Source organism: Ketobacter sp., assembly GCF_003671495.1.
Taxonomy (GTDB): domain Bacteria; phylum Pseudomonadota; class Gammaproteobacteria; order Pseudomonadales; family Ketobacteraceae; genus Ketobacter.
On sequence record NZ_RCHN01000006.1, the window covers coordinates 14,889 to 40,698 of the forward strand.

At 56.5% G+C, this 25,810-nt stretch carries 26 protein-coding genes; 9 read left to right on the forward strand and 17 right to left on the reverse strand.

From position 1 onward, the window contains the following. Nucleotides 1–5: 5 nt before the first annotated feature. Genes lolD through D9N14_RS01495 form a run of 3 tightly spaced genes read right to left on the reverse strand, consistent with a single transcriptional unit; the run spans nucleotide 6 to nucleotide 2,643 of the window. The gene (lolD, locus tag D9N14_RS01485; protein WP_290576097.1) at nucleotides 6–710 is read right to left on the reverse strand and encodes a lipoprotein-releasing ABC transporter ATP-binding protein LolD; all 705 of its coding nucleotides are present in this window, start codon (nucleotides 708–710) and stop codon (nucleotides 6–8) included. Then, the gene (locus D9N14_RS01490; RefSeq protein WP_290576099.1) at nucleotides 703–1,938 is read right to left on the reverse strand and encodes a lipoprotein-releasing ABC transporter permease subunit; all 1,236 of its coding nucleotides are present in this window, start codon (nucleotides 1,936–1,938) and stop codon (nucleotides 703–705) included. The genes lolD and D9N14_RS01490 overlap by 8 nt, the downstream gene beginning before the upstream one ends. 45 nt (nucleotides 1,939–1,983) lie before the next feature. Then, nucleotides 1,984–2,643, reverse strand: a complete 660-nt coding sequence (locus D9N14_RS01495; RefSeq protein WP_290576101.1) for a TetR/AcrR family transcriptional regulator — start codon at nucleotides 2,641–2,643, stop codon at nucleotides 1,984–1,986. A 235-nt stretch (nucleotides 2,644–2,878) separates the two neighbouring features. Between D9N14_RS01495 and D9N14_RS01500 the strand changes: the two genes are divergently transcribed. The 8 genes from D9N14_RS01500 to D9N14_RS01535 all read left to right on the forward strand — a co-directional run bounded on the left by D9N14_RS01500 (nucleotide 2,879) and on the right by D9N14_RS01535 (nucleotide 9,594). Continuing rightward, nucleotides 2,879–3,778 carry an oxidoreductase gene (locus D9N14_RS01500; protein WP_290576103.1) on the forward strand — a complete coding sequence of 300 codons (900 nt, stop codon included), beginning with the start codon at nucleotides 2,879–2,881 and terminating at the stop codon, nucleotides 3,776–3,778. A gap of 96 nt (nucleotides 3,779–3,874) precedes the next feature. After that, entirely contained in the window at nucleotides 3,875–4,450 is a 576-nt protein-coding gene (locus D9N14_RS01505) for a PilZ domain-containing protein (RefSeq protein ID WP_290576105.1), read from the forward strand. A gap of 70 nt (nucleotides 4,451–4,520) precedes the next feature. After that, nucleotides 4,521–4,814: a hypothetical protein gene (locus D9N14_RS01510; protein WP_290576107.1), complete on the forward strand. Its 294-nt coding sequence runs from the start codon at nucleotides 4,521–4,523 to the stop codon at nucleotides 4,812–4,814. A 70-nt stretch (nucleotides 4,815–4,884) separates the two neighbouring features. Beyond that, nucleotides 4,885–5,922 (forward strand): agmatine deiminase family protein, encoded by a 1,038-nt coding sequence (locus tag D9N14_RS01515; RefSeq protein ID WP_290576109.1) that lies wholly within the window; start codon nucleotides 4,885–4,887, stop codon nucleotides 5,920–5,922. After that, complete coding sequence (locus D9N14_RS01520; RefSeq protein WP_290576111.1) at nucleotides 5,919–6,839, forward strand: carbon-nitrogen hydrolase; 921 nt, start codon at nucleotides 5,919–5,921, stop codon at nucleotides 6,837–6,839. The genes D9N14_RS01515 and D9N14_RS01520 overlap by 4 nt, the downstream gene beginning before the upstream one ends. Nucleotides 6,840–6,849: 10 nt before the next feature. Next, nucleotides 6,850–7,578, forward strand: a complete 729-nt coding sequence (locus tag D9N14_RS01525) for a glycerophosphodiester phosphodiesterase (protein ID WP_290576113.1) — start codon at nucleotides 6,850–6,852, stop codon at nucleotides 7,576–7,578. Further along, nucleotides 7,562–8,638 carry an aminopeptidase gene (locus D9N14_RS01530; protein ID WP_290576115.1) on the forward strand — a complete coding sequence of 359 codons (1,077 nt, stop codon included), beginning with the start codon at nucleotides 7,562–7,564 and terminating at the stop codon, nucleotides 8,636–8,638. Before D9N14_RS01525 ends, D9N14_RS01530 begins: the two co-directional genes overlap by 17 nt. A 32-nt stretch (nucleotides 8,639–8,670) precedes the next feature. Continuing rightward, nucleotides 8,671–9,594: an HD-GYP domain-containing protein gene (locus D9N14_RS01535; protein WP_290576116.1), complete on the forward strand. Its 924-nt coding sequence runs from the start codon at nucleotides 8,671–8,673 to the stop codon at nucleotides 9,592–9,594. Between the two features lie 12 nt (nucleotides 9,595–9,606). Here D9N14_RS01535 and D9N14_RS01540 read toward each other — a convergent pair whose 3' ends face one another. The 11 genes from D9N14_RS01540 to D9N14_RS01590 all read right to left on the reverse strand — a co-directional run bounded on the left by D9N14_RS01540 (nucleotide 9,607) and on the right by D9N14_RS01590 (nucleotide 20,696). After that, nucleotides 9,607–9,999 carry a VanZ family protein gene (locus D9N14_RS01540; protein WP_290576118.1) on the reverse strand — a complete coding sequence of 131 codons (393 nt, stop codon included), beginning with the start codon at nucleotides 9,997–9,999 and terminating at the stop codon, nucleotides 9,607–9,609. Beyond that, nucleotides 10,000–11,397, reverse strand: a complete 1,398-nt coding sequence (gene sthA, locus D9N14_RS01545) for a Si-specific NAD(P)(+) transhydrogenase (RefSeq protein WP_290576120.1) — start codon at nucleotides 11,395–11,397, stop codon at nucleotides 10,000–10,002. A 105-nt stretch (nucleotides 11,398–11,502) separates the two neighbouring features. Then, nucleotides 11,503–11,730 carry a (Na+)-NQR maturation NqrM gene (gene nqrM / locus D9N14_RS01550; protein ID WP_290576122.1) on the reverse strand — a complete coding sequence of 76 codons (228 nt, stop codon included), beginning with the start codon at nucleotides 11,728–11,730 and terminating at the stop codon, nucleotides 11,503–11,505. A gap of 64 nt (nucleotides 11,731–11,794) precedes the next feature. Beyond that, nucleotides 11,795–12,823, reverse strand: a complete 1,029-nt coding sequence (locus D9N14_RS01555; protein WP_290576124.1) for an FAD:protein FMN transferase — start codon at nucleotides 12,821–12,823, stop codon at nucleotides 11,795–11,797. Nucleotides 12,824–12,837: 14 nt separating this feature from the next. Beyond that, nucleotides 12,838–14,070 (reverse strand): NADH:ubiquinone reductase (Na(+)-transporting) subunit F, encoded by a 1,233-nt coding sequence (gene nqrF, locus D9N14_RS01560; protein ID WP_290576126.1) that lies wholly within the window; start codon nucleotides 14,068–14,070, stop codon nucleotides 12,838–12,840. 21 nt (nucleotides 14,071–14,091) lie between these two features. Continuing rightward, entirely contained in the window at nucleotides 14,092–14,703 is a 612-nt protein-coding gene (gene nqrE, locus D9N14_RS01565; RefSeq protein WP_290576128.1) for an NADH:ubiquinone reductase (Na(+)-transporting) subunit E, read from the reverse strand. A gap of 15 nt (nucleotides 14,704–14,718) precedes the next feature. Continuing rightward, the gene (locus D9N14_RS01570) at nucleotides 14,719–15,381 is read right to left on the reverse strand and encodes an NADH:ubiquinone reductase (Na(+)-transporting) subunit D (RefSeq protein ID WP_290576130.1); all 663 of its coding nucleotides are present in this window, start codon (nucleotides 15,379–15,381) and stop codon (nucleotides 14,719–14,721) included. 4 nt (nucleotides 15,382–15,385) lie between these two features. After that, the gene (locus D9N14_RS01575; protein WP_290576132.1) at nucleotides 15,386–16,201 is read right to left on the reverse strand and encodes a Na(+)-translocating NADH-quinone reductase subunit C; all 816 of its coding nucleotides are present in this window, start codon (nucleotides 16,199–16,201) and stop codon (nucleotides 15,386–15,388) included. Further along, the gene (locus D9N14_RS01580) at nucleotides 16,191–17,390 is read right to left on the reverse strand and encodes an NADH:ubiquinone reductase (Na(+)-transporting) subunit B (RefSeq protein ID WP_290576134.1); all 1,200 of its coding nucleotides are present in this window, start codon (nucleotides 17,388–17,390) and stop codon (nucleotides 16,191–16,193) included. The genes D9N14_RS01575 and D9N14_RS01580 overlap by 11 nt, the downstream gene beginning before the upstream one ends. 6 nt (nucleotides 17,391–17,396) lie before the next feature. Beyond that, on the reverse strand, nucleotides 17,397–18,731 hold the full coding sequence (locus D9N14_RS01585) for a Na(+)-translocating NADH-quinone reductase subunit A (protein ID WP_290576136.1): 1,335 nt from the start codon (nucleotides 18,729–18,731) through the stop codon (nucleotides 17,397–17,399). Nucleotides 18,732–19,250: 519 nt separating this feature from the next. Continuing rightward, nucleotides 19,251–20,696 (reverse strand): glyceraldehyde-3-phosphate dehydrogenase, encoded by a 1,446-nt coding sequence (locus tag D9N14_RS01590; protein WP_290576138.1) that lies wholly within the window; start codon nucleotides 20,694–20,696, stop codon nucleotides 19,251–19,253. A 327-nt stretch (nucleotides 20,697–21,023) separates the two neighbouring features. Here D9N14_RS01590 and D9N14_RS01595 point away from each other — a divergent pair, with 327 nt between their 5' ends. Next, nucleotides 21,024–21,668, forward strand: a complete 645-nt coding sequence (locus tag D9N14_RS01595; RefSeq protein WP_290576140.1) for a TetR/AcrR family transcriptional regulator — start codon at nucleotides 21,024–21,026, stop codon at nucleotides 21,666–21,668. On the opposite strand, the gene D9N14_RS01600 is transcribed toward D9N14_RS01595, so the two are convergent. From D9N14_RS01600 to D9N14_RS01610, 3 genes are all read right to left on the reverse strand, one after another. After that, nucleotides 21,638–23,878, reverse strand: coding sequence for a M48 family metallopeptidase (locus tag D9N14_RS01600; RefSeq protein WP_290576142.1), 2,241 nt, complete (start codon nucleotides 23,876–23,878; stop codon nucleotides 21,638–21,640). The genes D9N14_RS01595 and D9N14_RS01600 overlap by 31 nt on opposite strands. Nucleotides 23,879–24,057: 179 nt before the next feature. Then, entirely contained in the window at nucleotides 24,058–24,729 is a 672-nt protein-coding gene (locus D9N14_RS01605; RefSeq protein WP_290576144.1) for a class I SAM-dependent methyltransferase, read from the reverse strand. A gap of 3 nt (nucleotides 24,730–24,732) precedes the next feature. Then, nucleotides 24,733–25,794 carry a patatin-like phospholipase family protein gene (locus D9N14_RS01610; protein WP_290576146.1) on the reverse strand — a complete coding sequence of 354 codons (1,062 nt, stop codon included), beginning with the start codon at nucleotides 25,792–25,794 and terminating at the stop codon, nucleotides 24,733–24,735. Nucleotides 25,795–25,810: the final 16 nt, after the last annotated feature.

Here is a 25,810-nt window from a genome sequence, read left to right on the forward strand (position 1 = left end):
TGGACTCAGAGCGCCGCCAACCCTTCCCTGTCGGCATCCATCAGGTGCCCGTCTTCCATCTTAACCACCCGGTCCACCTGGCTGGCCAGCCCCAGATCATGGGTCACGATCAGGAACGAGGTTTTCAAGCTGCGATTGAGTTCATGCATCAGAGCCTGAACCTCGCGCGCAGTATGCACATCAAGGTTGCCGGTGGGTTCATCCGCCATTACGCAGGATGGCTGGGTCACCAGTGCCCGCGCGATGGCCACCCGCTGGCGCTCACCGCCGGACAACTCCGCTGGCTTGTGCTGAATCCGGTGGCCAAGGCCCACCCGTTCCAGCATCTCAGTGGCTCGGCGCTTGACCTCCCCGATGGGGGACTTGCGCAACAGCAGGGGCATGGCCACGTTCTCCAGGGCGCTGAACTCCGGCAGCAGGTGGTGAAACTGGTACACAAAACCGATGTGCTGGTTACGCACCACGCCCCGCTGCTTGTCACTGAGGACACTGAAGTCCTCACCGCCAATCAAAACCTGTCCCTGTGAAGGCACGTCCAGGCCACTCAACAGATGCAACAGCGTGGTTTTACCGGAGCCGGAGTTGCCAATGATCGCCACAAACTCCCCCTCCTGCAGCGTAAAATCCACCTGCTTGAGGACCTGCACTTCCACCGGTCCTTCATCGAAACTCTTCGACAGCTGACGACACTCCAGCACCACCTTACTCATAACGCAGTGCCTCCGCCGGCTGAACTTTGGCGGCCTTGCGCGCCGGATACAGGGTGGCAAAAAAGCTCATCAGAAAGCCCATGCCGCTGACAAACATGACGTTCTCCCAGCGCAGCTCTGACGGCAGGTAATTCACAAAGTACTGGGCGAACAGTTTGCGATGCAGCACCTGCTCCAGCCAGAGGGCGAAATCACTGATATTGAGCGCCACCAACACCCCAAGGGCTGTGCCCGCCAGAGTACCGACCACGCCGATGAAACTGCCCTGCACCATGAACACCCCCATGATGGTATTGGGTGATGCACCCAGGGTGCGCAGTATCGCGATGTCGGATTTCTTGTCGGTCACCACCATCACCAGGCTGGAGACAATATTGAAAGCCGCTACCGCCACAATCAGCAACAGCAGCAATGCCATCATGGTTTTCTCCATTTTGATGGCCTGGAACAGGGTGCCGTGGGTGCGGGTCCAGTCGCTGGCGTAGAACTGTCCTTGCTGCTTGGCCACCAGATCCCAGGCCACCTGTCCCGCCGTGAAGAGGTCCTTCACCTGCAGGCGCACCCCTTCCACATTGCCCTTGATACGGGCCAGGCGGGCGGCATCCTCCAGATTGACAAAACCCACCATGCCATCCAGCTCTGCCCCCACTTCAAAGGTTCCCACCAGAGTCAGCCGCTTGAAGCGCGGAATGACCCCGGCCGGCGTCAAGGCGGCTTCGGGCAGGACCAGGGTTACCTTATCCCCGATCACCAGGCCCAGTTTGCGGGCCAGGGCCGAGCCCAACACCACATTGAAACTACCGGGTTGCAATTCCTGCAGCGACCCCGATTTGAGATGATTGGGAAGAATGGACACCTGGCCTTCGTAGTCCGGATGAATACCGCTGACAAAGGCACTGTCCACCATCCCTTTATTGCTGAGCAGGCCCTGCAATTGAATGAAGGGGGCGGCGCCGGTCACCCGCGGGTCCTGGCGGGCCATGTCGACAATGGACTGCCAATCCTCAATGGGTTGATAGCCCATGACACTGGCCTGGGGCACCATCCCCAGGATGCGGCGCTGCAGCTCCCGGTCGAAGCCGTTCATGACCGACAGAACCACGATCAATACGGTTACGCCCAGGGTCAAGCCCAGGATAGAGGTGAGGGAAATAAATGAAATGAAGTGATTACGCCGCTTGGCGCGGGTATAGCGTAATCCAACAAACAGGGAAACGGGTCTGAACATGGGGCGCAATTAAACCACAGGGTTAACGGTAAAGCTATGACAGGCTCAGGCTTTAGAGGCCCCTTTCAACATCAAGTTCAACGCCAACTCCAGTGAACTTTGGAATTCGATCTGGAACGGTGCCAGTTCCGGTCGCGCCATTACCTTTTGCACCGCCGGGGGCGGATTACCCAGGGGCCAGAGCCCGGCAATCAGCGCAAACAGGGTATGGCCGATCTGCATCAGGTTCTGTGATGGCAGGCTGGGCAACGCTGTCTGTACCGTACCCATGATCCGTACCCCCAGCGCCATGGACTCGGTCTTAAAGGTCAGCAACGCCTGCTCGGACAGATTCTGTTCCAGTACCGAGGCCAACACACTCACCAACTCACACATGCGCGGGCACGCGGCGATGGAGTCCGCTACCAGAGCGGCAAAAGCCGGAATGTCGTCACTGCCCTTCAGCGCGGCCACCCCCTGCTCCAGCTGTATCAACCAGTCATCCCAATCCTGGCGCAACAGCGTCAGGAAGATCTCTTCACGGCTTTCGAAATAACGATAGACATTGGACTTGGCCACTCCCGCACCACGGGCGATGGCATTCAGGCTCACCTGGTCGAACCCTTTTTCCGCCATCAGGTGCGCCGCGGCACTGAGGATATCCTGCCTGCGCTGCTCAATTTGTTCAGGCTGACGGGCCCGTTTGAAATCCGATACACACTTCATCGGACGGATTCTAGCACGTTCGCTGCGTTAAAAATCATCGCCTTATACCAAAAACAGTGCCACTGAGCCCTGCTTTCGCCTCCCAACTTCTACAGGCCATAACAACCGGACAATTGACAAAAGACTGGCGGTCTTTTAATTTTGTGACCACTGGTCTCTTACAGGATAGCAGCCTGACCGGCTCTTTATCCGAACGACCCGGGTAAACACACCCATTCATTCCAAGGAGGATGCCATGCAGTGGTCCATTGATTCCATTTCTGATCTGAATAACAAAACCATACTGATCACCGGTGCCAACAGCGGCATCGGGTTTGAAGCGGCCAAGGTGCTGGCGGCCAAAGGTGCACACGTGATTCTCGCCTGCCGTAACCCCAACAAGGGGCAGGCAGCCATAGACGCCATTAAACGAGACCACGCGGGTGCCCAGTTGACGCTAATGAGCCTGGACCTGTCGAGCCTGCAATCGGTACGGGATTGCTGTGCGGAGGTGGCAGCCCGGTTCGATCACCTGGACGTGCTGGTAAACAACGCCGGCGTCATGGCACCACCCTACAGTAAAACCGCGGACGGATTTGAAAGCCAGTTCGGCACCAATCATCTGGGGCACTTTGCCCTGACGGCGCGTCTGCTGCCTCTGCTGGAGAAAGCCGAAGCCGGGCGCGTGGTGGTGGTGAGCAGTGTGGCCCACCGCCTGGGTTACATCCGGTTCCAGGACCTCAACTGGGAGAAGCGCTACTCCCGCTGGCAAGCATACGGACAAAGCAAGCTGGCCAACCTCATGTTTGCGAAGGAGCTGCAACGCCGGCTGCAACAACGGGGCTCGAACGTGATCGCGGTGGCCGTGCACCCCGGCTATTCCAATACCAATCTGCAGCAGTATATGCCCGCCAACCGGCTGCTCAATTCGATCTTTTCACAAAGCCAGGCCGCCGGTGCGCTACCGACCCTGTGCGCAGTGACACAACCAGGCTTGCGCGGCGGTGAATATATTGGTCCCAACGGTTTCCTGGAAATGCAGGGCAAACCGGATCTTGCCTATTCCACTCGCCGCGCCAATGATGGCCCCATGGCACAACGACTGTGGGAAGTGTCCGAGCAAATGACGGGCGAGCCGTTTCTGGGCGCAGCCTGAACCAGGAGCAACGTTTCCGGGCCCGCACAGGCCCGGGAGCTGCCCACTAAGCCTAAAGCGTCTACACTTAGACAACTACGGCTTGGGAAGCACACTATGGAGCGGCGGGACTTTTACCGGATAGAAGACCGGGTTCACCTGATTAAAACCCCGATTGAACGTCATCTGCTGTCGGATGATCCCTACAGCGATATCTACCACATTCCGCGGCAGGCGCTGTTGGTGAGTCAGTTGCAATCCATCGACAACGAGAGCCGGGAACTGCTGCGGCAGGTGGGTGACAGCAACCGGGCTCTGGGCAGCTACCTGCGCTACCTGGAAGAGAAAATCGATCTCATTGCGAAATATCTGGTAAGCCACGACAAACAGATCAGTCAAAAAGAGTCCGTGAACCTGAGCGAGGGCGGCATCTCCTTCTATCACGCCAATGAACTCCCCCTGGACAGCTATCTCCACGTGATCATGGTGCTGTTCCCCAGCTACGCCACCATCGCCAGCATCGGTATCGTCAAAAGTTGCGAAAAAATAGAGGAACAACCCTCAATTTACCGAGTGGGCGTGGAATTCGAAGTCTTACTGGAGCCGGATCGCAAACAGATTGTACGCCACATTCGCCGACTGCAATCCCGGGAGATTCGTGACCAATCCCATACTTCCAATGAAAACAATTAGCGAAAGCAAAGATTTATCTGCTATAACTAAACAGATACTCAAGGCAAACCGCCGAAAAAAGGTCTTTACCATGAAGAATACGATGAAGCCCCTGTTCGCCAGTTTACTCTTGATTTGCGGAGCCTCTGCCGTGGCTGAAGACGTCAGCATTCCGGTCCCCGCAGGTCAGCAAGGCAGCGCTTACGCCAACGAAGCCCGCCCTAAAAGCGGCATGAGCATGGATCAGGTCAGCAACCGGTTTGGCGCGCCCGGCCAGAAAATCGCGTCGGTAGGCGAGCCTCCCATCACCCGCTGGGTGTATGATCACTACACCGTGTATTTCGAGCACGACCACGTCATTCACAGCGTTCTGCATAGCAATTAACATCCCTCTTTAAACCGGGGCGGTATTACGTTATTTTACCGCCTCGTTTCCATTATCTTGATCCACCAATATGACCAAGCATTTTCAGTTGCTCCCGGAATGGGCTGAGCAGGCCTCCGTATTGATGGCGTGGCCCCATGCGTCCACCGACTGGCAGCCCTGGCTGGAGGCCATCGAGCAGGATTATGTGGCGCTGGCGGCGGCCATCGCGCAAGAGGTTCCGCCATTGATTCTGTGCCAGGATCAAGCCCACCAGGATCACATACACAGCTTACTGGCTGGCCGCTGTCCCCATGCTCCCCACTTGGTGATCCAACCCTATAACGATACCTGGTGTCGTGATTATGGCCCGCTGACCCTGCATGGCCAGGCCGGTTTGCGGCTGCTGGATTTTCGTTTCAACGGCTGGGGCGACAAATACGAAGCCACGCTGGATAACGCCATCAACGAACAGTTGCAGAGCCTTTGGCAGCCTCCCCTGCACCGGGTGGACTTCGAACTGGAAGGTGGCAGCATCGAAACCGATGGCCAGGGTACTCTGCTGACCACCGAACACTGCCTGTTGGGCAGCAATCGCAACACCGATAAGGACCGCCGGCAAATCGAAGCCCTGGTGCTGGAGCAGCTGGGTCTGGAGCGCACGCTGTGGTTGAGCGAAGGCGCCCTGATCGGGGACGATACCGATAGCCACATCGACAACCTGGCCCGCTTTTCCGACCCCGAAACCCTGGTCTATGCCCGCTGCGCAGATAAATCTGACCCCCATCACGCTCCGCTCTGCGCCATGGAAGCGCAGCTTAAAACCTTTACCCAGACCGATGGACGCCCTTACCGGCTGGTGCCGATCGACCTGCCCAGCCCCCAGTGGGACGAAGCCGGCAAACGGCTGCCGGGCAGTTACATCAACTTTCTGATTCTGAACCAGAGCGTGATCGTGCCGGTGTTCAACTGCCCCCAGGACCAAGCGGCCATCAGCACATTGCAACGTTGTTTCCCCGGCAAATCCATCCTTGGCGTGCCGGGCAATAATCTGATCAAACAATATGGCGGCCCCCACTGCGCCACCATGCAGTTACCCAAAGGGGTCTTACACGAGGTCTTACCATGAGCCAGCCTACCTCCCTCCGTGTCGCGGTGATTCAGCAACCCGCCTGGCCCGACAAAGCGCAGAGCCTGGCGGAGACCGAACGCCTGCTGCAGGCGCTGGTGCACGACGCCAAACCGGACCTGGTGTTGTTGCAGGAGCTGCATTGCACCCATTATTTCTGCCAGACCGAGGACACCAGCCTGTTCGACCTGGCAGAACCTCTGGATGGCCCCAGCGGTCAACGCCTGAGTGCGCTGGCCCGGCAACACCAGGTGGTACTGGTCGGTTCCCTGTTCGAAAAACGGGCCCCCGGTGTATTCCACAATACCGCCGTCGTGTACGACAAGGATGGCAGCTTCTGCGGCTCCTATCGCAAGATGCACATACCCGATGATCCCGGCTTCTACGAAAAGTTTTACTTCACCCCCGGGGATGCGGAAACCCTGGCCGGCGCCAGCGGCTTTACTCCGATCCAGACCAGCATCGGCAAACTCGGCGTGCTGGTGTGCTGGGATCAGTGGTACCCGGAAGCGGCCCGGCTGATGGCCATGGCCGGCGCAGACCTGCTGCTGTACCCCACGGCCATCGGCTGGGACCCCAACGATACGGAACTGGAACAGAGCCGCCAGAAAGGCGCCTGGACCCTGATCCAGCGCTCCCACGCCGTCGCCAATCACCTGCCGGTGCTGGTGGCCAATCGCGTCGGCCATGAAGCGGACCCCAGTGAGCAGAGTGATGGCATCCAATTCTGGGGCGGCAGCTTCATTACCGGGCCGCAAGGCGACGTTCTGGCGCAAGCCGATTCTGACAATGCGCAGTACCTGTGGGCCGAGGTCGAACTGGGTCGCACCGAATACCTGCGTCGCATCTGGCCCTATTTCCGCGACCGCCGCATCGACGCCTACGGCGGACTCACCAAGCGCTTTCTGAAGCCCTGAGCCCGCCAATATGATTCTGATCGGTCATCGGGGTGCGCGCAAAGAAGCTCCGGAAAATACACTGGCCGGCTTCCGCCACCTGCGCCAATTGGGCATCAATCACGTTGAACTGGACGTGCGCCTGTCCAAGGATCACCAGCTGATGGTGCTGCATGACACCACCGTGAACCGCACCACCAAAGACAAAGGCAGCGTGCTGGATTACACCGCGGCGGAACTGGAACAGATGGATGCAACGATCCCCCTGCCCCATTGGCCGGAAACCACAGGCGTGCCCCGCCTGGCCGCCGTGCTGGATGAATGGCCAGAATTGAAGAGCATCCAGCTGGAAGTCAAAACCGACACCCCGGAAATCCTGCTCCAGATCGGCCATGGCCTGGTGGACCTGATTGAGCAATATCACTTGCAGACCACCGCCATCATCACCTCCTCCGACCAGAACCTGCTGGCCATCATGCAGCGGCTGGCACCCGCAATTAAACGGGGGTTTGTGGCCGAACGGTTCACCCGCGACCCGATCGCGGTTTGCCTCAATCATCACTGCAGCCATCTGGTGATCAACCACCACCGCTGCAGCCCGGAGCTGATCGCCTATGCCCACGGCCTTGACCTGGAGGTGTCCACCTGGACGGTGAATGAGGTGAACGCAGCCCGGCGCCTGCAACACTGGGGCGTGGACAGCATCATTACCGACGTGCCCAGCACATTGCTCAGACATCTGCATGTGGCCGCCGAATAGTACTATCGCTTCGTCCCTGCTGCTGGCCCTGAGTATTCTGCTCAGCGGTTGCGACCTTCCCTATTACTGGCAGGCAGCCCAGGGCCACTGGGATCTGATGCAACGCAAGCAACCCATTCACGACCTGCTGCAGGACGACGCAACGCCTGCCTCCACCCGGGAATCCTTAACCTATCTGCTCGAAGCCCGTCAGTTTGCGGTGCAGCAGTTGGGGCTGGAAGACAACCCAAGCTATCTGGAATACGTGGAACTGGAGCGCGAGTACGTCACCTGGAATGTCTTCGCCACGCCAGAACTGTCCATGCAGAATCACACCTGGTGCTACCCGGTTGCGGGTTGCGTCAGCTATCGGGGTTACTTCGCCCGGCAGGATGCCGAGCAGTACGCCGCACAATTACAACAGGCCGGTCTGGACACGTACGTTGGGGGCGTCGGTGCCTACAGCACTCTGGGCTGGTTCGCCGATCCGGTGCTGAGCAGTTTTCTGGAGCGGGGCCCGCTGTCCCTGGCCGCCTTGCTGTTCCATGAACTCGCCCATCAGGTGCTGTACGTGCAGGATGATACGGTGTTCAACGAAAGCTTCGCCAGTGCGGTGGAAACCATTCTTCTACAACAATGGGCAGAACAGCAGGGGCTGCAGAATCGCTGGCAGGAATACCAAACTGCTGTCAGCCGACACCAGGCCTTTATCCAACTGGTGCTGGCCAACCGGGCTGCGCGGGAGGCGCTGTTCGAAGCAGAAATCAGTGCCCCGGAACAACGACGTGGCAAACAGGCGCTGATCACACAGCTGCGCGCGGAATACGAGCGCTTCAAGCAGGACTGGGGTTACAGCGGCTACGACAGCTGGTTTGCTGGCGACCTGAATAATGCGCAGCTCTCCACGGTGGCCACCTATCACGAACTGAAACCGGGATTCATCGCTCTATTCCAAAAGACCGACCAAAATTTAGGCGATTTTCTCGATGCCTGTCGAACGCTGGCCGAGCAGGACCAGGATCAACGCCGTCAACGCCTAATTCAGCTTGCTCACGGCAACTTCGTCTATACTCAGGATTAAGCTGATGATTTAAAGGCGGTTACCGATCCACCATGTCACACGTGGCCAAAAAAACCATTGACCCGTTCACCCAGCTGGACAGTCTGATACCGGAACTATCCGACCTGTACACAGCCATCAAGTCGAAGCATGAAAAGGCGGCGGCGATGATGGACCAACTGATGGACACCATCATCCGGGTGACGGACGCCAATCCGGATGCTGCTCTGGCTGCGATCCACCTGTCCCGACAGACTTCGCCCCTGAAGCAACCGGTTTACTGCGCGGTGATCGCCCATCTGTTTGCCCAACAGCAGCCTCTGGACGCCAACAAAAGCCGTGCGTTGATGCAGGCAGTGCTGTTCTGCAACATCACGTTCTATGAATTCCAGGTGTTGCTCAATCGCATGGACGGCAAACTCACCGATGCCCAGCGCGCCAAACTGGAGAAGCATCCGCTGCAAAGCGCCACCATTATGGAAGCCGCTGGCTTTATGGACCCGCAGATGATCAAAGCCATCCGCCAGCACCACGAGCGCCCGGACGGCAGTGGTTACCCCAACCGGCTGCCCAGCAAGGATATCTCCGATCTGGCGTTGGTGGTGTCCATGTGTGAGGTGTATACGGCACGGATCGACAATCGCGCTCACCGCAAGCCGGTATTGGCCCGGGAAGCCTTGTCACATTTTCAGAACGGCGATGACGCCCGCATCAAGGGTCTGTTGCTGAACTTTGCCAAGTCCATTGGCCTGTACCCACCCGGTACCTGGGTCAAGCTGGCCAGCGGCGAAACCGCCATTGTTATCAAACGCAACCCCAGCAGTCCCACCCCCATTGTGAGAGCCCTGTTCGACCCCAACAATATTCCCTACATGGGGCCGGTGCCGCGGGATGCCAAAGATCCCAGCTTCAAAGTCACCGGCGCCACGTCGCCCCCGGCACGCCCTTCCGTTGACCTTTCGGCTTTGTTTGAATAACCCGCTCCAGCCTCAATCAGAGTCCGGTCGGGAAGCCAGCAACAGTGTGCGCATGGGATGTCGCACCAGCCAGTACACCGCAATGGCGCCAGCATCCGCCAGTAAATCCAGACCTGAAATTTCCCGCCCGGGTATCTGACTCTGGATCAACTCAATGGCCAGACCATAAGCCATTAATACCGGCACCTTGAACACCAGAAATCGATAGCGGGGAAAGCCGCGGTCGATGCAATACGACAGCACAAAGAACGCGATAAAGTGATTGACCTTGTCCGTCAGCAGTTCGGGCATGCCACTCCAGGTTTGTGTGCTAAATGCAAACCAGCTGATCACCAACAGATTGAGCAACAGTGCCAACCGAAACAACCAGGTGATTTGTCCCGCGCGCAGGGGCAGATTCAGCATTCAGAAACTTCTCACACGATACAGGCCATTGAGCGCCGCCACCCGATACGCTTCCGCCATGGTGGGATAATTGAAGGTGGTATTCACAAAATATTCGATGGTGTTGGCATTGCCCGGCTGGTTCATGATGGCCTGGCCAATGTGAATGATCTCCGAGGCCTGATCGCCGAAGCAATGAATCCCCAGAATCTGCAGAGTTTCCCGATGAAACAGCAGCTTGAGCACACCCACCGTCTCCCCGGTGATCTGGGCGCGGGCAACGGTTTTGAAGGCCGCCTGCCCCACCTCGTAAGGCACTTTCTGCGTGGTCAGCTCCTGCTCGGTCAAGCCCAGAGAGCTGATCTCCGGAATGGTATAAATGCCCGTGGGCACATCCTGCACCAGGTAGAAATCGTCCAGCTCTGCAATGCCGGCGCCGGTGGAACGCCCCTGATCGTAGGCCGCACTGGCCAGACTGGGCCAGCCGATCACATCCCCCGCCGCAAACACGTGGGCCGCCTGGGTCTGGTAACGATCATTTACCTCCAACTGGCCACGATGATTGGCTTCCAAACCCAACGCAGCCAGATTCAGGGAGTCGGTGTTGCCGCTGCGGCCGTTACACCACAGAAAGGCATCACCCCGCACCACTTTGCCGGACTTCAGTTTCAGAATAACATCGTTTTCCCGACAGATGACTTCTTCATATTCTTCGCTGTTGCGGATCAGCACGCCGATGTCCCGCAGGTGATAACTCAAGCCATCGGAAATTTCATGGTCGAGAAAATCCAGCAGCCGGTCACGGGTGTTGATCAGCTCCACCCGCACGCCCAGGCCGCAAAAAATGGAAGCGTATTCACAACCGATTACCCCGGCGCCATAGATCACAATTTTCCGTGGCGTGTGTTGCAGTTTGAGGATGGTATCGCTGTCGTACACTCTTGGATTGTTGAAGTCCACATCCAGAGGCCGGTAGGGGCGGGAACCCGTAGCGATCACGAACTTATCCCCGATCAGGGTTTCAATGGAGCCGTCGCTTTTCACCACTTCCAGGGTGTGGGCATCGGTAAAGCGCCCCAGGCCACTGTACACACGCACCTGGTTACGGGCATAAAAAGTGGTGCGCAATTTAACCTGCTTGGCGATCACGCTCTCCGCCCGCTTCAACACCTTGGGAAACGAAAACGTTCTGGGCTCACCGATATCCCGGAATAACGCATCGGTGTTGAACGTGATGATCTGTTTAACCGCATGGCGCAGTGCCTTGGAAGGAATCGTGCCCAAATGCGCACAGTTCCCACCCACCATAGGTTTGTCATCCACCATGGCGACGCTCAACCCGGTTTTACTGGCCCGCATGGCCGCCCCTTCACCCGCCGGGCCAGCCCCGATCACAACCACTTCATAATGCGTTGGCATAACTAACCTTCTGAAATCGCGTTCTTTTTCAGTATAGAAAAAGAAAAGCCCCGAAGAAACGTGGATTGTTTCCTCGGGGCCCGTTTTTTTGAATCCAGTGCGGGGCTAGCGCTTGGTGGCGTCGTAGGCCAGGCTGCCCTTGGTGTCATCGGATTTTTGGGATTCTTCGCATTTATCCCGATTTCCACCGCAGATTTCACAATCGCCGTCCAGGCCGATGTTGTTCAGGCCGCCACAGGAGCCCTGAATGGGCTTGTTTGAAAAAATCACACCCACCGCCATGGCGGCGATCACCAAGCCAAAAAACACCAGTGCTATGAAAAAGGTAGTCATATTGAAACCCTCACTACTATGTCATCCCAGTTTACACCCTGGGACAGGGCCTGAACAAACCCGCTTACGGGGTTACCTGTAAATACCGCTCAAATGCACGGCTATACGTGGTTCTAAAACCCTGATCCTGTTTCAGAATCATGTACACCGCCAGGTTATTGGCTTCCGCCACCTGCATCCCCAGCTCGGGGCCCAACACCATGAACGCGGTAGCCCAGGCATCGGCATCAGCACAACTGGGCATAATCACGGATGCCGACACCAATGTATGGTCGATGGGCTGACCATTACGGGGATCAATGGTGTGAGAATAGCGCTTGCCGTTGGCTTCGAAGTAATTGCGATAGTCACCGGAGGTCGCCATGGCTGCATTATCCAGCTTGATGATTTTGTGAATCTGCCGGCGGTCGCTCACAGGCTCCTCAACGGCCACCTGCCAGGACACATTCTGTGCCTTGCTGTTGCCAGCGCGGATCTCGCCACCCACTTCCACCAGGTAGCGACGGATGCCTGCATCCTCAAGCGCCTCAGCCACCCGGTCCACCGCATAGCCTTTGGCAATGGCCGACAAGTCCACATAGAGATCCTTACGCTTGACCAGCTGCTGATCATCCATATGCAGCAACAGGCCATCGGACCCAACCCGATCCCAGGCCTGTTTCATCGCTTTGGCGGAAGGCACTTTTTCCGGGCGACCATCAGGTCCGAACCCCCACAGATTGACCAAGGGCCCGATGGTGACATCGAATGCCCCCTGGCTCATTCGCCAGATCTCAAGGGAACGGCTCAGGACTTCGAAGGTGTCCGCAGAAACCGAAAACGGCTCCCCCACCGGTGCGCGATTGAAGCGGGACAGCTCCGAATCGGGCTTATAGGTGGACATCTTGTCGTTGACGTTATCGAGCTCTGCCTCGATGACCCCGGCAATGACCTGCGGGTCTGCCGTCGCCGGAAATTCGGCAACCTTGACGGTATACCAGGTGCCCATGGTCCGGCCGCTGAACTCCATAATTTCCGGAGCATCAGAACGGGAACAGCCCGTTAACAACAGACTGATCACCAGACTGAATATAACGGGCTGCACTGTTTTCATGGTCAAGGTCTCGATCAGCCGCCGAAGTCGTCCAGATGGATGTTGTCGCGCTCCACACCCAGGTCTTCCAGCATCTTCAACACCGCGGCGTTCATCATCGGCGGCCCACACATGTAATATTCACAATCTTCTGGCGCATCGTGATCCTTCAGATACTGTTCGTACAACACGTTGTGAATAAAGCCGGTGAGGCCATCCCAGTTGTCTTCCGGTTGCGGATCCGACAGGGCGATGTGCCACTTGAAGTTGTCGTTCTCTTCCGCCAGCTGGTCGTACTCTTCCTTGTAGAACAGTTCACGCAGACTGCGGGCACCGTACCAGAACGAAATTTTACGGTTGGACTTCAGGCGCTTCAGCTGGTCAAAAATGTGCGAGCGCATGGGCGCCATACCCGCACCACCACCGATGAACACCATTTCGTTATCGGTGTCGGTAGCAAAGAACTCACCAAAGGGACCATACACTGTCACCTTGTCTCCGGGTTTCAGATTGAACACCCAGGAAGACATCTGGCCACAGGGAATACCGTGGGACCCCGGCGGCGGTGTAGCGATCCGAATGTTGAACTTCAAAATGCCGTACTCTTCCGGGTAGTTGGCCATGGAATAGGCACGAATGACGGTCTCATCCACCTTGGATTCCAGATTGAAGAAACCGAAACGTTCCCAGTCTCCCCGGAACTGTTCCTCAATATCGAAATCCTTGTACTTAACATGGTGAGGCGGGCACTCCAGCTGCACGTAACCGCCAGCACGGAAGTTGACCACTTCCCCTTCCGGCAGCTCCAGGCACAGCTCCTTGATGAAGGTGGCCACGTTGGGGTTGGAACGCACGGTGGTTTCCCACTTCTTCACACCGAAGAAGGCTTCATCCAACTCGATTTTCATATCCTGCTTCACCGCCACCTGACAGGACAGGCGCCAGCCTTCCTTCACCTCGCGGGGTGTGAAATGGCTTTCCTCTGTTGGCAGAATATCACCACCACCGTCCTTGACGATGACTTTGCACTGGGCACAGGTACCACCGCCACCGCAGGCGGACGATACGAAAATGCCTTTGTCAGCCAGCGTGTTCAGCAGCTTGCCACCGGCCGGTACGTCGATGCCTTTCTCCGGGTCATCATTGATGTCCAGGTGCACGTCACCGGTACTGACCAGGCGGGAACGAGCGGCCAGGATCAGCGCCACCAGCGCCAATACGATGACCGTGAACATGCCAACGCCTAAAAAGATAGTTGATTGATCCATTACTCTACTCTCCCCGTCCGCTTACAACTGAATGCCAGAGAAAGACATAAAGCCCAGTGACATCAAACCAACGGTAATGAAGGTAATCCCCAGACCACGCAGGCCGGAAGGCACGTCACTGTATTTCATCTTTTCACGGATACCAGCCAGCACCACGATGGCCAACGCCCAGCCAGCACCGGAACCCACACCGTACACCACACTCTCTCCGAATGTGTAATCGCGCTCGGCCATAAACAGAGAACCACCCATGATGGCACAGTTCACCGTGATCAACGGCAGGAACACGCCCAGCGCGTTGTACAACGCCGGCACATACTTATCCAGGAACATTTCCAGGATCTGCACCAACGCGGCGATAACACCGATGAAGCTGAGCAGGCTGAGGAAGGTCAGGTCAACACCTTCGATACCGGCCCACGCCAGCGCATCTTCTTTCAACAATCCAGTCAGGATCAGGTTGTTCACCGGCACAGTGATGGTCTGTACCACAACCACCGCAATGCCCAGGCCCAGAGCAGTTTGCACCTTCTTGGATACGGCGATGAACGTACACATCCCGAGGAAGAAGGCCAACGCCATGTTCTCTACAAAGATTGCCTTAATCAGCAGGCTTAAATAATGTTCTAACATCTCATCAACCTCCGATTAATGCGCCAGCGCTTTGGACTGGGGAGCCAGGCTGAATTCAGACTTCTCAACCTGTTCAGGCTTGGCCGCGCGCAGTGCCCAGATCAGCAACCCGATCAGGAAGAACGCACTGGGTGGCAACAACAGCAAACCATTGGGAACGTACCAGCCGCCCTCGTTCACAGTGGGGAGAATTTCAATACCGAACAGCTTACCGGCACCGAACAGTTCCCGTACCACACCCAAACTCAGCAGTACCGCACTGTAACCCAAACCATTACCGACACCGTCCAGGAAACTGGGGAGCGGCGGGTTCTTCATGGCGTAGGCTTCCGCACGGCCCATTACGATACAGTTCGTGATGATGAGGCCAACGAACACTGAAAGCTGCTTACTGATGGAGTAGGCATAGGCTTTCAGGAACTGGTCAACCACAATTACCAACGAGGCAATGATCGCCATCTGCACGATGATGCGGATGCTGGATGGAATGTGCTTGCGGATACAGCTGATGAAGAAGTTCGAGAACGCCGTAACCGTGGTCAATGCAATACACATGGTCACTGTGGTGTTCAGGTTACTGGTCACCGCCAAGGCTGAGCAAATACCCAGGATCTGCAACGCGATGGGGTTATTGTCTAATACAGGTCCAAACAGGACTTTTTTGGTTTCAGATGCCATGTTCTTACACCCCCTGCTCTTTGACTTTTGCCAGGTATGGGCCGAAGCCATTTTCGCCCAGCCAGAATTGGATCAGATTGGTTACACCATTGCTGGTCAGCGTAGCACCGGCCAAACCGTCCACTTGATGAGGGGCTTTCGGGCTGGAGGGGTCCACTGACCCTTTGATCAGACGAATATCCACATTACCCTGCTCATCAAACACCTGCTTGCCGGGCCACATGGACTTCCACTTTGGATTATCCACTTCGCCGCCCAGTCCTGGCGTTTCGCCGTGCTCATAAAAACCCAGGCCCACGACGGTGGTGGCATCGGTCTTCAACGCCAGGAAGCCGTAGAGCGTGGACCACAACCCATAACCGTGCACCGGCAGGATAATGGTTTCCACGTCACCGGTTTCACTCTTAGCCAGATAGATAGTGGCATACTTGGCCTGGCGCTTGATGCTGGCAATGTCCTCGCCGCCGTCCAGAATTTCATTCTGACCGGGGGTTTTTGCGGCTTTGCGCTGATCATAGGCCACCGGGTTTTTCAAAGCGGCTTTTTGCCAGTCTTCGGTGGCGTTTTCCTCAGTGAGGTATTCGCCCGTATCCAGGTTAACCAGTTTCACTTCCAAACGCTGTTCGAAGATCTCCTGTACGGATTTACCTTCTTCCAGCATGCCTGCTGCGGCAAGAATGTTCTTATTCTTGTCCAGCAGTTTGTTTTTCACTTGATCCCCTTTCAGGGCCACTGCAGCGGTCGATACTACGATGGAGCATACGATACACAGCAGTGACGCAACCAGCAGGGTTTTTCCGGTTGAATCGTTACTGGACATTGCGTGCTAACCTCCGCTTGATGTTGGCTTGAATCACAAAGTGGTCGATGGTGGGGGCAAACAGGTTACCGAACAGAATCGCCAGCATCATGCCTTCGGGGAAGGCCGGGTTCACCACGCGAATCAGCGTCACCATTACACCGATCAGGATACCGAACACCAGCTTACCTTTATCGGTCATGGAGGCAGACACCGGGTCCGTCGCCATGAAGAAGGTACCCAGCGCCCATCCACCCAGCACATAGTGCCAGTAGAACGGGATTTCGAACATCGGGTTGGTATCACTGCCGGCCGCGTTGAAGATCAAGCCCATGGCCGCAGTGCCCAGGAACACGCCCAGCACAATACGCCAGGAGGCAATGCCGGTGATCAACAGGAACGCACCACCGATCAGCAAGGCCAGTGATGAGGTCTCGCCGATGGAACCCTGCATGTTACCGAGGAAGGCATCAAACCAGGTCAGGCTGCCCTGCAGGGCTTCCATACCGCCGTTCGCCGCAACGCTCAGCGCAGTAGCACCGGAGAAGCCGTCAGCCGCAGTCCACACAGCGTCACCGGACATAGAGGCCGGGTAAGCAAAGAACAGGAACGCCCGGCCAGTGAGCGCCGGATTGAGGAAGTTCTTGCCGGTACCACCGAACACTTCCTTACCCAGGACCACACCAAAGGAAATACCCAGCGCCACCTGCCACAAAGGAATGCTTGGGGGACAGGTCAACGCGAACAACACCGAGGTCACGAAGAACCCCTCATTCACCTCATGCCCGCGTTTCACCGCGAACAATACTTCCCAGAGTCCACCGGCAATCATAGTGACCGCATAGATGGGAATGAAAAAGGCCGCGCCGTAAATGAAGCAATCCCAGATGCTGTTGGGGTTGTAGGCAATCAACAGATCGGTAAAGAAGAAACGCCAGTCGCCGGTAGCAGTGATGTTGTTGTCCGCCATGTACGTCAGTGCCTGGGCACCCACGTTATACATGCCAAAGAACATGGCCGGGAACGTGCACAGCCACACCGTGATCATGATGCGCTTCAGGTCAATGCCATCGCGTACATGAGAGGCCGTATGGGTGACCGTCGGTGGGCTGTAGAAGAAGGTATCCACCATCTCATAGAGGGCATAATACTTCTCGTATTTTCCACCCTTCTCAAAATGTGGCTCCAGTTTATCCAGGAAACTACGCATAACCGCTTAACCCTCCTTCTCGATACGATCCAGATTGTCACGCAGGATAGGACCGTACTCGTATTTGCCCGGGCACACATAGGTGCACAGCGCAACGTCATCCTCATCCAGCTCAAGACAACCCAGTTGCTGGGCTGTTTGGGTGTCTCCCACAATCAGCGAACGCAACAATTGAGTGGGCAGAACATCCATCGGCATTACTTTCTCGTAAGCACCAATGGGTACCATGGCGCGGGGGCTGCCGTTGGTGGTGGTGGTAAACGAGAACAGTTTGCCCGGTGACAGGGCCGACAGGAAGGTGTTCATGACCGAGTGCTTGTCTTTACCGGCCCACAGGTATTCCAGCATACCGCGCTCACGCCCTTCTTTCACCACCGTCACCTGAGTGTGGTAACGGCCGAGGAACGCGTACGGGCCATAGGCGTGGAAACCAGACAATACCGACCCGGAGATCACCCGGTTGTCACCGGTTTCCATCTGACCGGCCACGATTTCGTCAGTGCTGGCACCCAGCACCGTTCGAACCAGGCGCGGATTGGAGACCTGGGGCCCTGCCAGTGAAATCACCCGCTCGCTGTTCAGCTTGCCGGTGGTAAACAATTTGCCGATGGCGATCACATCCTGATAGTTGATGTGCCAAACGGTTTTGGACAGCGATACCGGGTCCAGATAATGGATATGAGTCCCGGCCAGGCCCGCGGGGTGGGGACCATCGAACTCTTCTTCCTTGGCGATACCGTTGCCGCCAATGCTGGCGCCGGCCGCCTTACACAACCAGACCTGCTTGCTCAGATTCGAGAGCACGTCCAGACCTTGCTGAAATGCCACCGAGTCGTCTTTGATCACCACAGCCGGGTCCGCCGCCAGGGGGCTGGTATCGATGGCGGTAACAAAAATGGAGCTGGGTTCGGAACCCAGAGCGGGAACCTTACTGAATGGACGGGTTCGAAATGCGGTCCATAAACCGGATTTGACCAGGTTTTCTTCAACCTTGGTGCGGCTAAGGCTGCTCAGCTCGGTGGGGGCAAAGGCGTCAAAAGTTTCCTCTTCATCACCTGCCACGTCGATTACAACTGACTGCAGAACCCGCTTCTGACCGCGGTGAATCGCAGAGATGGTGCCCGAAGCCGGTGCTGTATAGATCACCCCTTCGGTCTTTTTATCAGCGAAAAGCGCCTGGCCTTTCTTGACCTGATCACCTACTTTGACATGCATCGTGGGCTTCATACCCACATAGTCACTACCCAGAACGGCGACAGTCCTGATCGCAGGTCCATCTTCGATGGTCTGCTTGGGTGCGCCGCTTATGGGGAGATTCAGACCTCGCTTGATCTTGATCATAGCCCCTAACCGTTTCTGTTAAATTTACGCTCCAGTGAATTGCCATACCTTGTGAGTCGACAATTCCGTTCGATGTAGATGCTTAAACTTAAGGCAGAGGATCAGAGACCGCTCACATCTGAGCTCCGTCAGACAACAGTGTAGTACGGATACCGTAACCTTAATGTACGAAAACCACGCAGCCTAACTTCTGTATGGAAACTGTATGGAAATTCTGTCCATTCTGGTTTGTCAGTGATCGAAAGAGAGACAACTGCGTCCACTCTAGTTTGAAATCGTACTTCTGTCGGCCAACGCTCCGATTACTTCAGGAAGGTGCATTCACGAAAATCTGGACGAATCCAGTCCCTCAACCCTAAATTTGCGGGCGGATTATAATTTGTATCGCCAGAATTGGCTAGTTGAGAACCGAATTTATTGTAAATAGACAGGAATATCTTTGCGCTCGGCCTAAAAAACGAACAGGGGTGGCCTGAACCACCCCTGCTTGTTTTTCAATACCTTACAGGCGCGCTCAACTTACTTGGGGAACGCAGGGTAGTTCACACCGGCCATTTTCTGCAGCATACGCACCACCTGGCAGCTGTAACCGAACTCATTGTCGTACCAAACGTACAGTACACAGCGGTTGCCGTTCACAATGGTGGATTCCGCGTCCACGATACTGGCGTAACGGGAGCCCACGAAGTCGGTGGAAACCACTTCCGGCGAGTTGACGTAGTCAATCTGCTTGCGCAGAGGACCTTCCAGGGACGCGTCCCGCAGCTGCTTGTTGATCTCTTCCACTGACACTTCCTGACCCAGGGTCAGGTTCAGAATTGCCATGGAAACATTGGGGGTCGGCACACGGATCGCATTACCGGTGAGCTTGCCCTTGAGCTCCGGCAGCGCCTTGGCTACCGCTTTGGCGGCTCCGGTTTCGGTAATCACCATGTTGAGCGCAGCGGAACGGCCACGACGGTTGCCCTTGTGGTAGTTATCGATCAGGTTCTGGTCATTGGTGTAAGAGTGCACAGTCTCAACATGGCCGTTCTCAATACCATAGGTATCGTTGATCACCTTCAGCACCGGCACAATCGCGTTGGTGGTACAGCTGGCTGCAGACAGAATGCGATCATCACTGGTGATCAGGTCATCATTGACGCCCATCACGATGTTCTTGACATCGCCCTTGCCCGGCGCCGTCAGCACGGCCTGGGAAACGCCAGCGCACTTCAGGTGCTTACCCAGACCTTCCTCGTCACGCCACTTCCCGGTGTTGTCCACCACGATGGCGTCTTTGATTCCGTACTGGGTGTAATCCACTGTCTCAGGATCGTTGGAATAAATCACCTGGATGTAATTGCCGTTGGCGACAATGGCCTGGTTTTCTTCATCAACCGAAATGGTGCCCTGGAAGGAACCGTGCACAGAGTCGCGGCGCAGCAGACTGGCGCGCTTGACCAGATCGTTCTCTGCCCCACCCTGTCGAACCACAATAGCGCGCAGGCGCAGGGCTGCTCCACCACCGGCTTTTTCAATCAGGATGCGAGCCAGCAACCGGCCGATACGGCCGAAACCATAGAGCACCACGTCCTTGGGTGGCGCAATGGACGAAGCACTGGGATCAAGCGCATCCGCCACTTCTGTGCGAACGAAATCCGCCACGTTCTGCCCATTGCCTTCGTTTCGATATTTTACTGCCAACTTGCCGATATCAATGCGGGCAGGTCCAAGATTCAATCCCACCAGGGCTTGCAAAACTGGAAACGTTTCTGAAACGTCCAGCTCCTCAACCTGTAACTGACGTACAAAGCGGTGTGCCTTGATGATGTCAATGACGGAACGGTTGATGACGGGTCGACCATACACGGAGGTAACCACGTTGTGTTCACGGTACAGTTTACCAATCAACGGGATCATGGACTCGGCCAGAGCTTCACGATTAATCCAGGATTGCAAATGTTGAGTAGACTTGTCTGCCACGGCTAATACCTTTATACAATTGCTTCGAGGTTTGTTGCTTTAACCGGCCGTCACCCCTGGTTTAACCAGAAATGCCTATAAAAACGTTGCCTGCCGGCTCATCGGGGCGCCTATTATCTTTTTAATGGGCGCAATTATCAATCTGACTTATTGCCGCTTCGAGGCGCACATTGCGGTTTATCAAAATTCATCCACGAATTCAGCCACTTAACCCTCCAGCAAAGCATTGGCGGGATGACTTGGCCGCCGCCCTGGCGTATGCTTAACCCTGAACTGGGGGCTTCGGCGTGTAGACCAAGGCAGTTTAGGGACAAAAGAACTTTATACATGAAAACTCGTGACCGCATTCTGGTAACCAGCCTGGAGCTGTTCAACCTGTGTGGCGAACCAAATGTCACCACCATTGATATCGCCAACGAAATGGATATCAGTCCCGGCAATCTCTATTACCATTTCCGCAATAAAGACGAAATCATTGCAGAGCTGTTCCAGTCCTTCGAGGAAAGCATGCTGGAGGTGCTGCAGTCGCCTACCGATCCAGGCCTGGACATGATGGATTACTGGATGTACGTCCACATGATCTTTGAGCGCATGTGGGAATATCGCTTCCTCTATCGTGACCCGGTCACCATCCTGGAACGCAATGAGAAACTGCAGAAGAAATTCAATCGCATTCTGGACAAAAAACAGGATGCCGCACTCAGCATTCTGCGGGTGATGGAAGAGCAATCCCTGATTTCAATCAGCCGGGACGAAGCTGAGAGGCTGGCCACCAACATTGCCCTGACCGCCACCTACTGGCTCAACTTTCAGCATATTCGGCACATGGGCGCCCAGGGTGAACCCGATGACCTGGAAGCCGGCGTACACCAGGTTATCAGCCATATAACCCCATACCTGCCGGCAGAGGGCCGGGAGATGCTGGAGGCAGTGGCGGATACCTATCTGGGAGCGTCTTCCAGCGAGGGGTAGCAGTGATCCACACTGGTGACAATGCCAGTCAGGCGCTGCTGCAGTTCCTCGTTAAAGGAATCCAGATACTGACACACCGTATTAGCCACCCGATGACAGGCCTCTGGACAGGAGCCCGCTGAATCCAGGTCGGGCACTTCCTCCCGCACCACGTCGCCTACGGTGAGCAGTCCGGCGTCATTGCTTTCCGACACAGCGCCCCGGAAACTGAACCCACCCAGCGGGTAGGCAACTCCGGAAAACACGCGGATCAACGCATCCAGTTCGATCATCATATAACGCTGGTAACGGTTGCTCATTTCAACCAGAACCGGATTCACCCGGGCATCGGACCCAATCTCCACCAGCAACTGACCCAACACCTGAGTGTAGGAGCGTAAACGCTGGATGGATTCAAAGCTGCGGTGCAAAAAGCTCAACGCATCCACCAGGCGGACAAAATGGGAATGCAGTTCGTGACGACTCATCTGCAGCTGCTCCTGCACCACCGGGGTCTCCAGTGCCAGGCTCAGAGCAATGGCCGCCTTACGGGAGAAGCTGGACTCATAGGTTGCCAGAACCGATTTATACTCGCTTTGATCCTTGATCAGGGTCAGCCACTGCACTTCCAGGTCGCGCAGCACCGTGCCGTTAGCGTCTTTGCATTCTTCCAGCACTTTACGGGTATGCAGCAGATTTTTGCGAAACTCCAATTCCCGGATCGTGTCCGCCGCATGGGCGATTTCCGCCTCGTTGGCCCGCAACTTTTCTGACAGGATACGGTAATCCACCAGCTGGGACTCCACCGCATTGGCCTGATAGTGTTCAAACTCGTCCACGCGCACAATGCGCCCACTGCGTTCCAGGCCAAGAAACACCTGATGCCGCTTGGCTTTCTCGCGCTCCGCCTTCTGAATGGATTGTACTTTCTGGGTGGTATACACATCCGGGTGACGAATGCCGATATAACGATAGTGGGCCAACGTCACCGCCTTGCTCACCTTGGCCGGCTCCCGCAGCAGGGAAATCGCCGCGCCCAGAAGAAAACAGGCGCCCTCTTCCTGGGTATGCTCCACGTTCACAATCCGCCCCAGATCGACAATGCGACTGCGGGTAAGCGGCGTCACCAGCTCTTCCATCTCCTGAATCAAACGGGGACGCAGGGATAATTGCAGCGTGTCAGCGTGATCCACCACCAGGGCCGGGAAGTTATCCGACAGCTTTTTGGTGCGCCAACTGCCCACCAGCTCCTGATTGGCATTCACCTGCCCGTAATGCAGGGAGCGCAGGCGAAACTGCGTGGAACGAAACTCGGTGGAACCCGCTACCCGCGCACTGAGCAGGTCACCGGCCATATCCACTTTGCGGCTGACATCGAACGTCAGCGAACTCACCACCCGATAAACCACATAGAACGTACCCTGTACCAGCACGTCCCAAGGCTTGAACAGCGTATCCACGCGACTGCGGCGTTTGGCTTCGAAGTCCGAACGGGTCGGCGCGTTGAGCCGCCCCAAACCGGTTTGGGTAAACAACCAACGGTCTACCGAACTCAGCACAGGGTACCCCTGCAAGCGCGCCTCCCGTGAATAGCCGGCATAGGCATGGGCAATCACCCCGGACAATTGACGCACACTCAAGCCGTACAAAAGGGGCAGACCAATCACCACCTCGGGGCCTTCCCCGGATAAGGCATCGCGCAATGAAGTGGGCCGCAGAATCAGACCGACCTCCGCATCCAGCTTGACGCTCTTGGGCGTGGGCGCCCCGAGCATGTCGGCAATATGGCAGATGAAGGCATGCAATTCAGGCTGGGACTCGGTGGTCACCACATAAAAGGATTTGGATTGCCGCCGAATCAGGGACAGGCGCCGATACAGCGCATAAAGAAAACCCAGCAGGAACAGATCGCCCACCACAAACACGGCCAACGCGAGGCCATTGATGCCCTCTTCGGCCGTGAGGGTTTGCCAGGTGAGATTGAGCCAGCTTCCGGTGATGAACAGCAAGGCCACCAAGAACAGGAGCGGAATCGCCACCGAAAACAAAGCGGCACACCCCATCTTCACGCGGTCACCCAGTGGTTTGGGGGTCAGCGAGTCAACGCGAAAGCCGTTTTTGATATCGTCCTGGCTGTAACCTTCAGTGAACACAGGCCCGGTCCCGCTTTTCGGGCGTCCAGCGGCATTCCAGTCGAGTGCCAGTTCCGGATTGTGTACGCCCTGCAGCATTGATGAAAACTCCGACATTCAAACTGAACTGGTCTGAAATTGTTAGCGTCATTGGGGGTGGAGATTCTGGTATCGGGATACTCTTATGAGTAGGACTATAGCAAAGGACATTCAATTACTACGTGGACATCCGTTGGGGATTGTGTGAAGAAATGTTGACCTTTGTAACGGTAGGAATTCTAAGGTTTTTTCGGGTCTTGATAAGCGCAAAAAATGTGCACCAGGTCATAGTTTTCGGACTCATCCAGATCCGGAAGTGTGCGCACCTGGTAGTGGCTCGCCAAACGCAGCTGGGGAAAGCGCTCAGACAGATCCCGCAAGCGGGATTCCGCCACAATCACATCGCCGCCGGCCAGCAGGTGGTTGACCACACCGCTGAAACCCTTGTCTTCATAGCAGACATCCGCCGCCAGCAACAGGTCACCGGGTGCCGGCGCCATCACCCGGGCGGTTTGCACGCTCACTTCATTCAACTGTGCATTACGGTTGCAGGCAACCAGGGCATCTCCATCGATGTCCACGCAGAGCACCTGGTCCGCCCCCGCTTTGGCTGCAGCAATGCCCGCCACACCGGAGCCGGCCCCAAAATCCACCACTGAGCGCCCGCGGACCAGATCGGGGTGATCCAGAATCCAGCGCGCCAGAGCCTGCCCTCCCCCCCAGCAAAATGCCCAGTAGGGAGGCGCCTCCATCAGGCGCTGGTAATCCACCTGCTGCAGACGTTCATCCGGATATTCATCCTGCATCAGGAACAGGGAAATTTCGGGCACCAGAGGCAAGATCCGGGGCTCAATACGAACCCCGTCCAGAATGAACGGAAGCGTATAGGGGTCAGGTTGTTTGGAACGCATAGATCAATTGAAACACTGTTTCTCCATGGCCTTTAGAAAAGCTTCGCCCAGACGTTCAGACTCAGCCACGGTGGTTTGCCAGAACGCCCTGCGCTGCCGGTCGTCCATCTGAAAAAAGTCTTTGCGGTCGGGTATGCGCCCAGCAGGCAGGGCAGCGACAAACTCAGCGGAGGGAGACACCATCACCAGGTTCTCCCAGGGCGGATCCATTTGATGACGACGCTTCAGCATTTTATCAAACCAGCCCGGTATGCAATGGTCGTAGAAATGCGGATAGAACACCAAGCCCTTGGCAGCCCCGATACCTCGGTCGAAGTGATAGTCGGTCACCCCGCCATCACGATACACACCCGTTGGGGCACCGGGAATCTGGGACACCCCGGCGAGCACCAGCGGCACCGCGCCGGATGCCCTCAGCGCCAGTTCGAGATTGTCTTGCTGCAGGGCAATGTGGCGGGTGGGCAGCGAATCCCCAAATTCCAGCATTGCGTCGCGGGGGTCCCCAAAGACAGCACGCTCACAAAACCACCCCAGCCGATTGCGCCCCATCAGATTACCCAGGAACATCGCCGACAGGCCGGCAGCCAATGGCAGCCTGGCATCAGTCCGCAGCAACCGGCCACTGCGTATGGTGACGACGTGATTACGGAACACCGGGTGGGACAGTATCTCTTTGCTGCCAGTGGCGCCGAGCAGATGGGAGAGCACGGAATCCAGCACCCGGGACACCTCATCGATGGTGACCTGCTCCGAGTAGCTTTGCGCCAGGTAGGCTTCCAGGAACCGGTCCAGGGCCGCTTCCGGGTTCTGTTGCGCCAGCACCGCAAAGCGCCAACTCCCGATACTGGAGGACAGTGTGGTCAATGGCCTGTGGCGGGTGCTGAGAAATTCACTGAACAAGGCCCGATCCAGACCGGCCAATACCAGCCATTTTGGGCCTCCGGACGCCCCTACCAGCAGATCGATGTCCTCCACACCCAACCCGTGCCGTTCGATGTGCTGGCGGGCCTTCTCACCGATGGCCCATTTCAGTACTGGAGATTTGATGTGAATTGCTGCGGTCATGCCCAAGTTTGCTGAG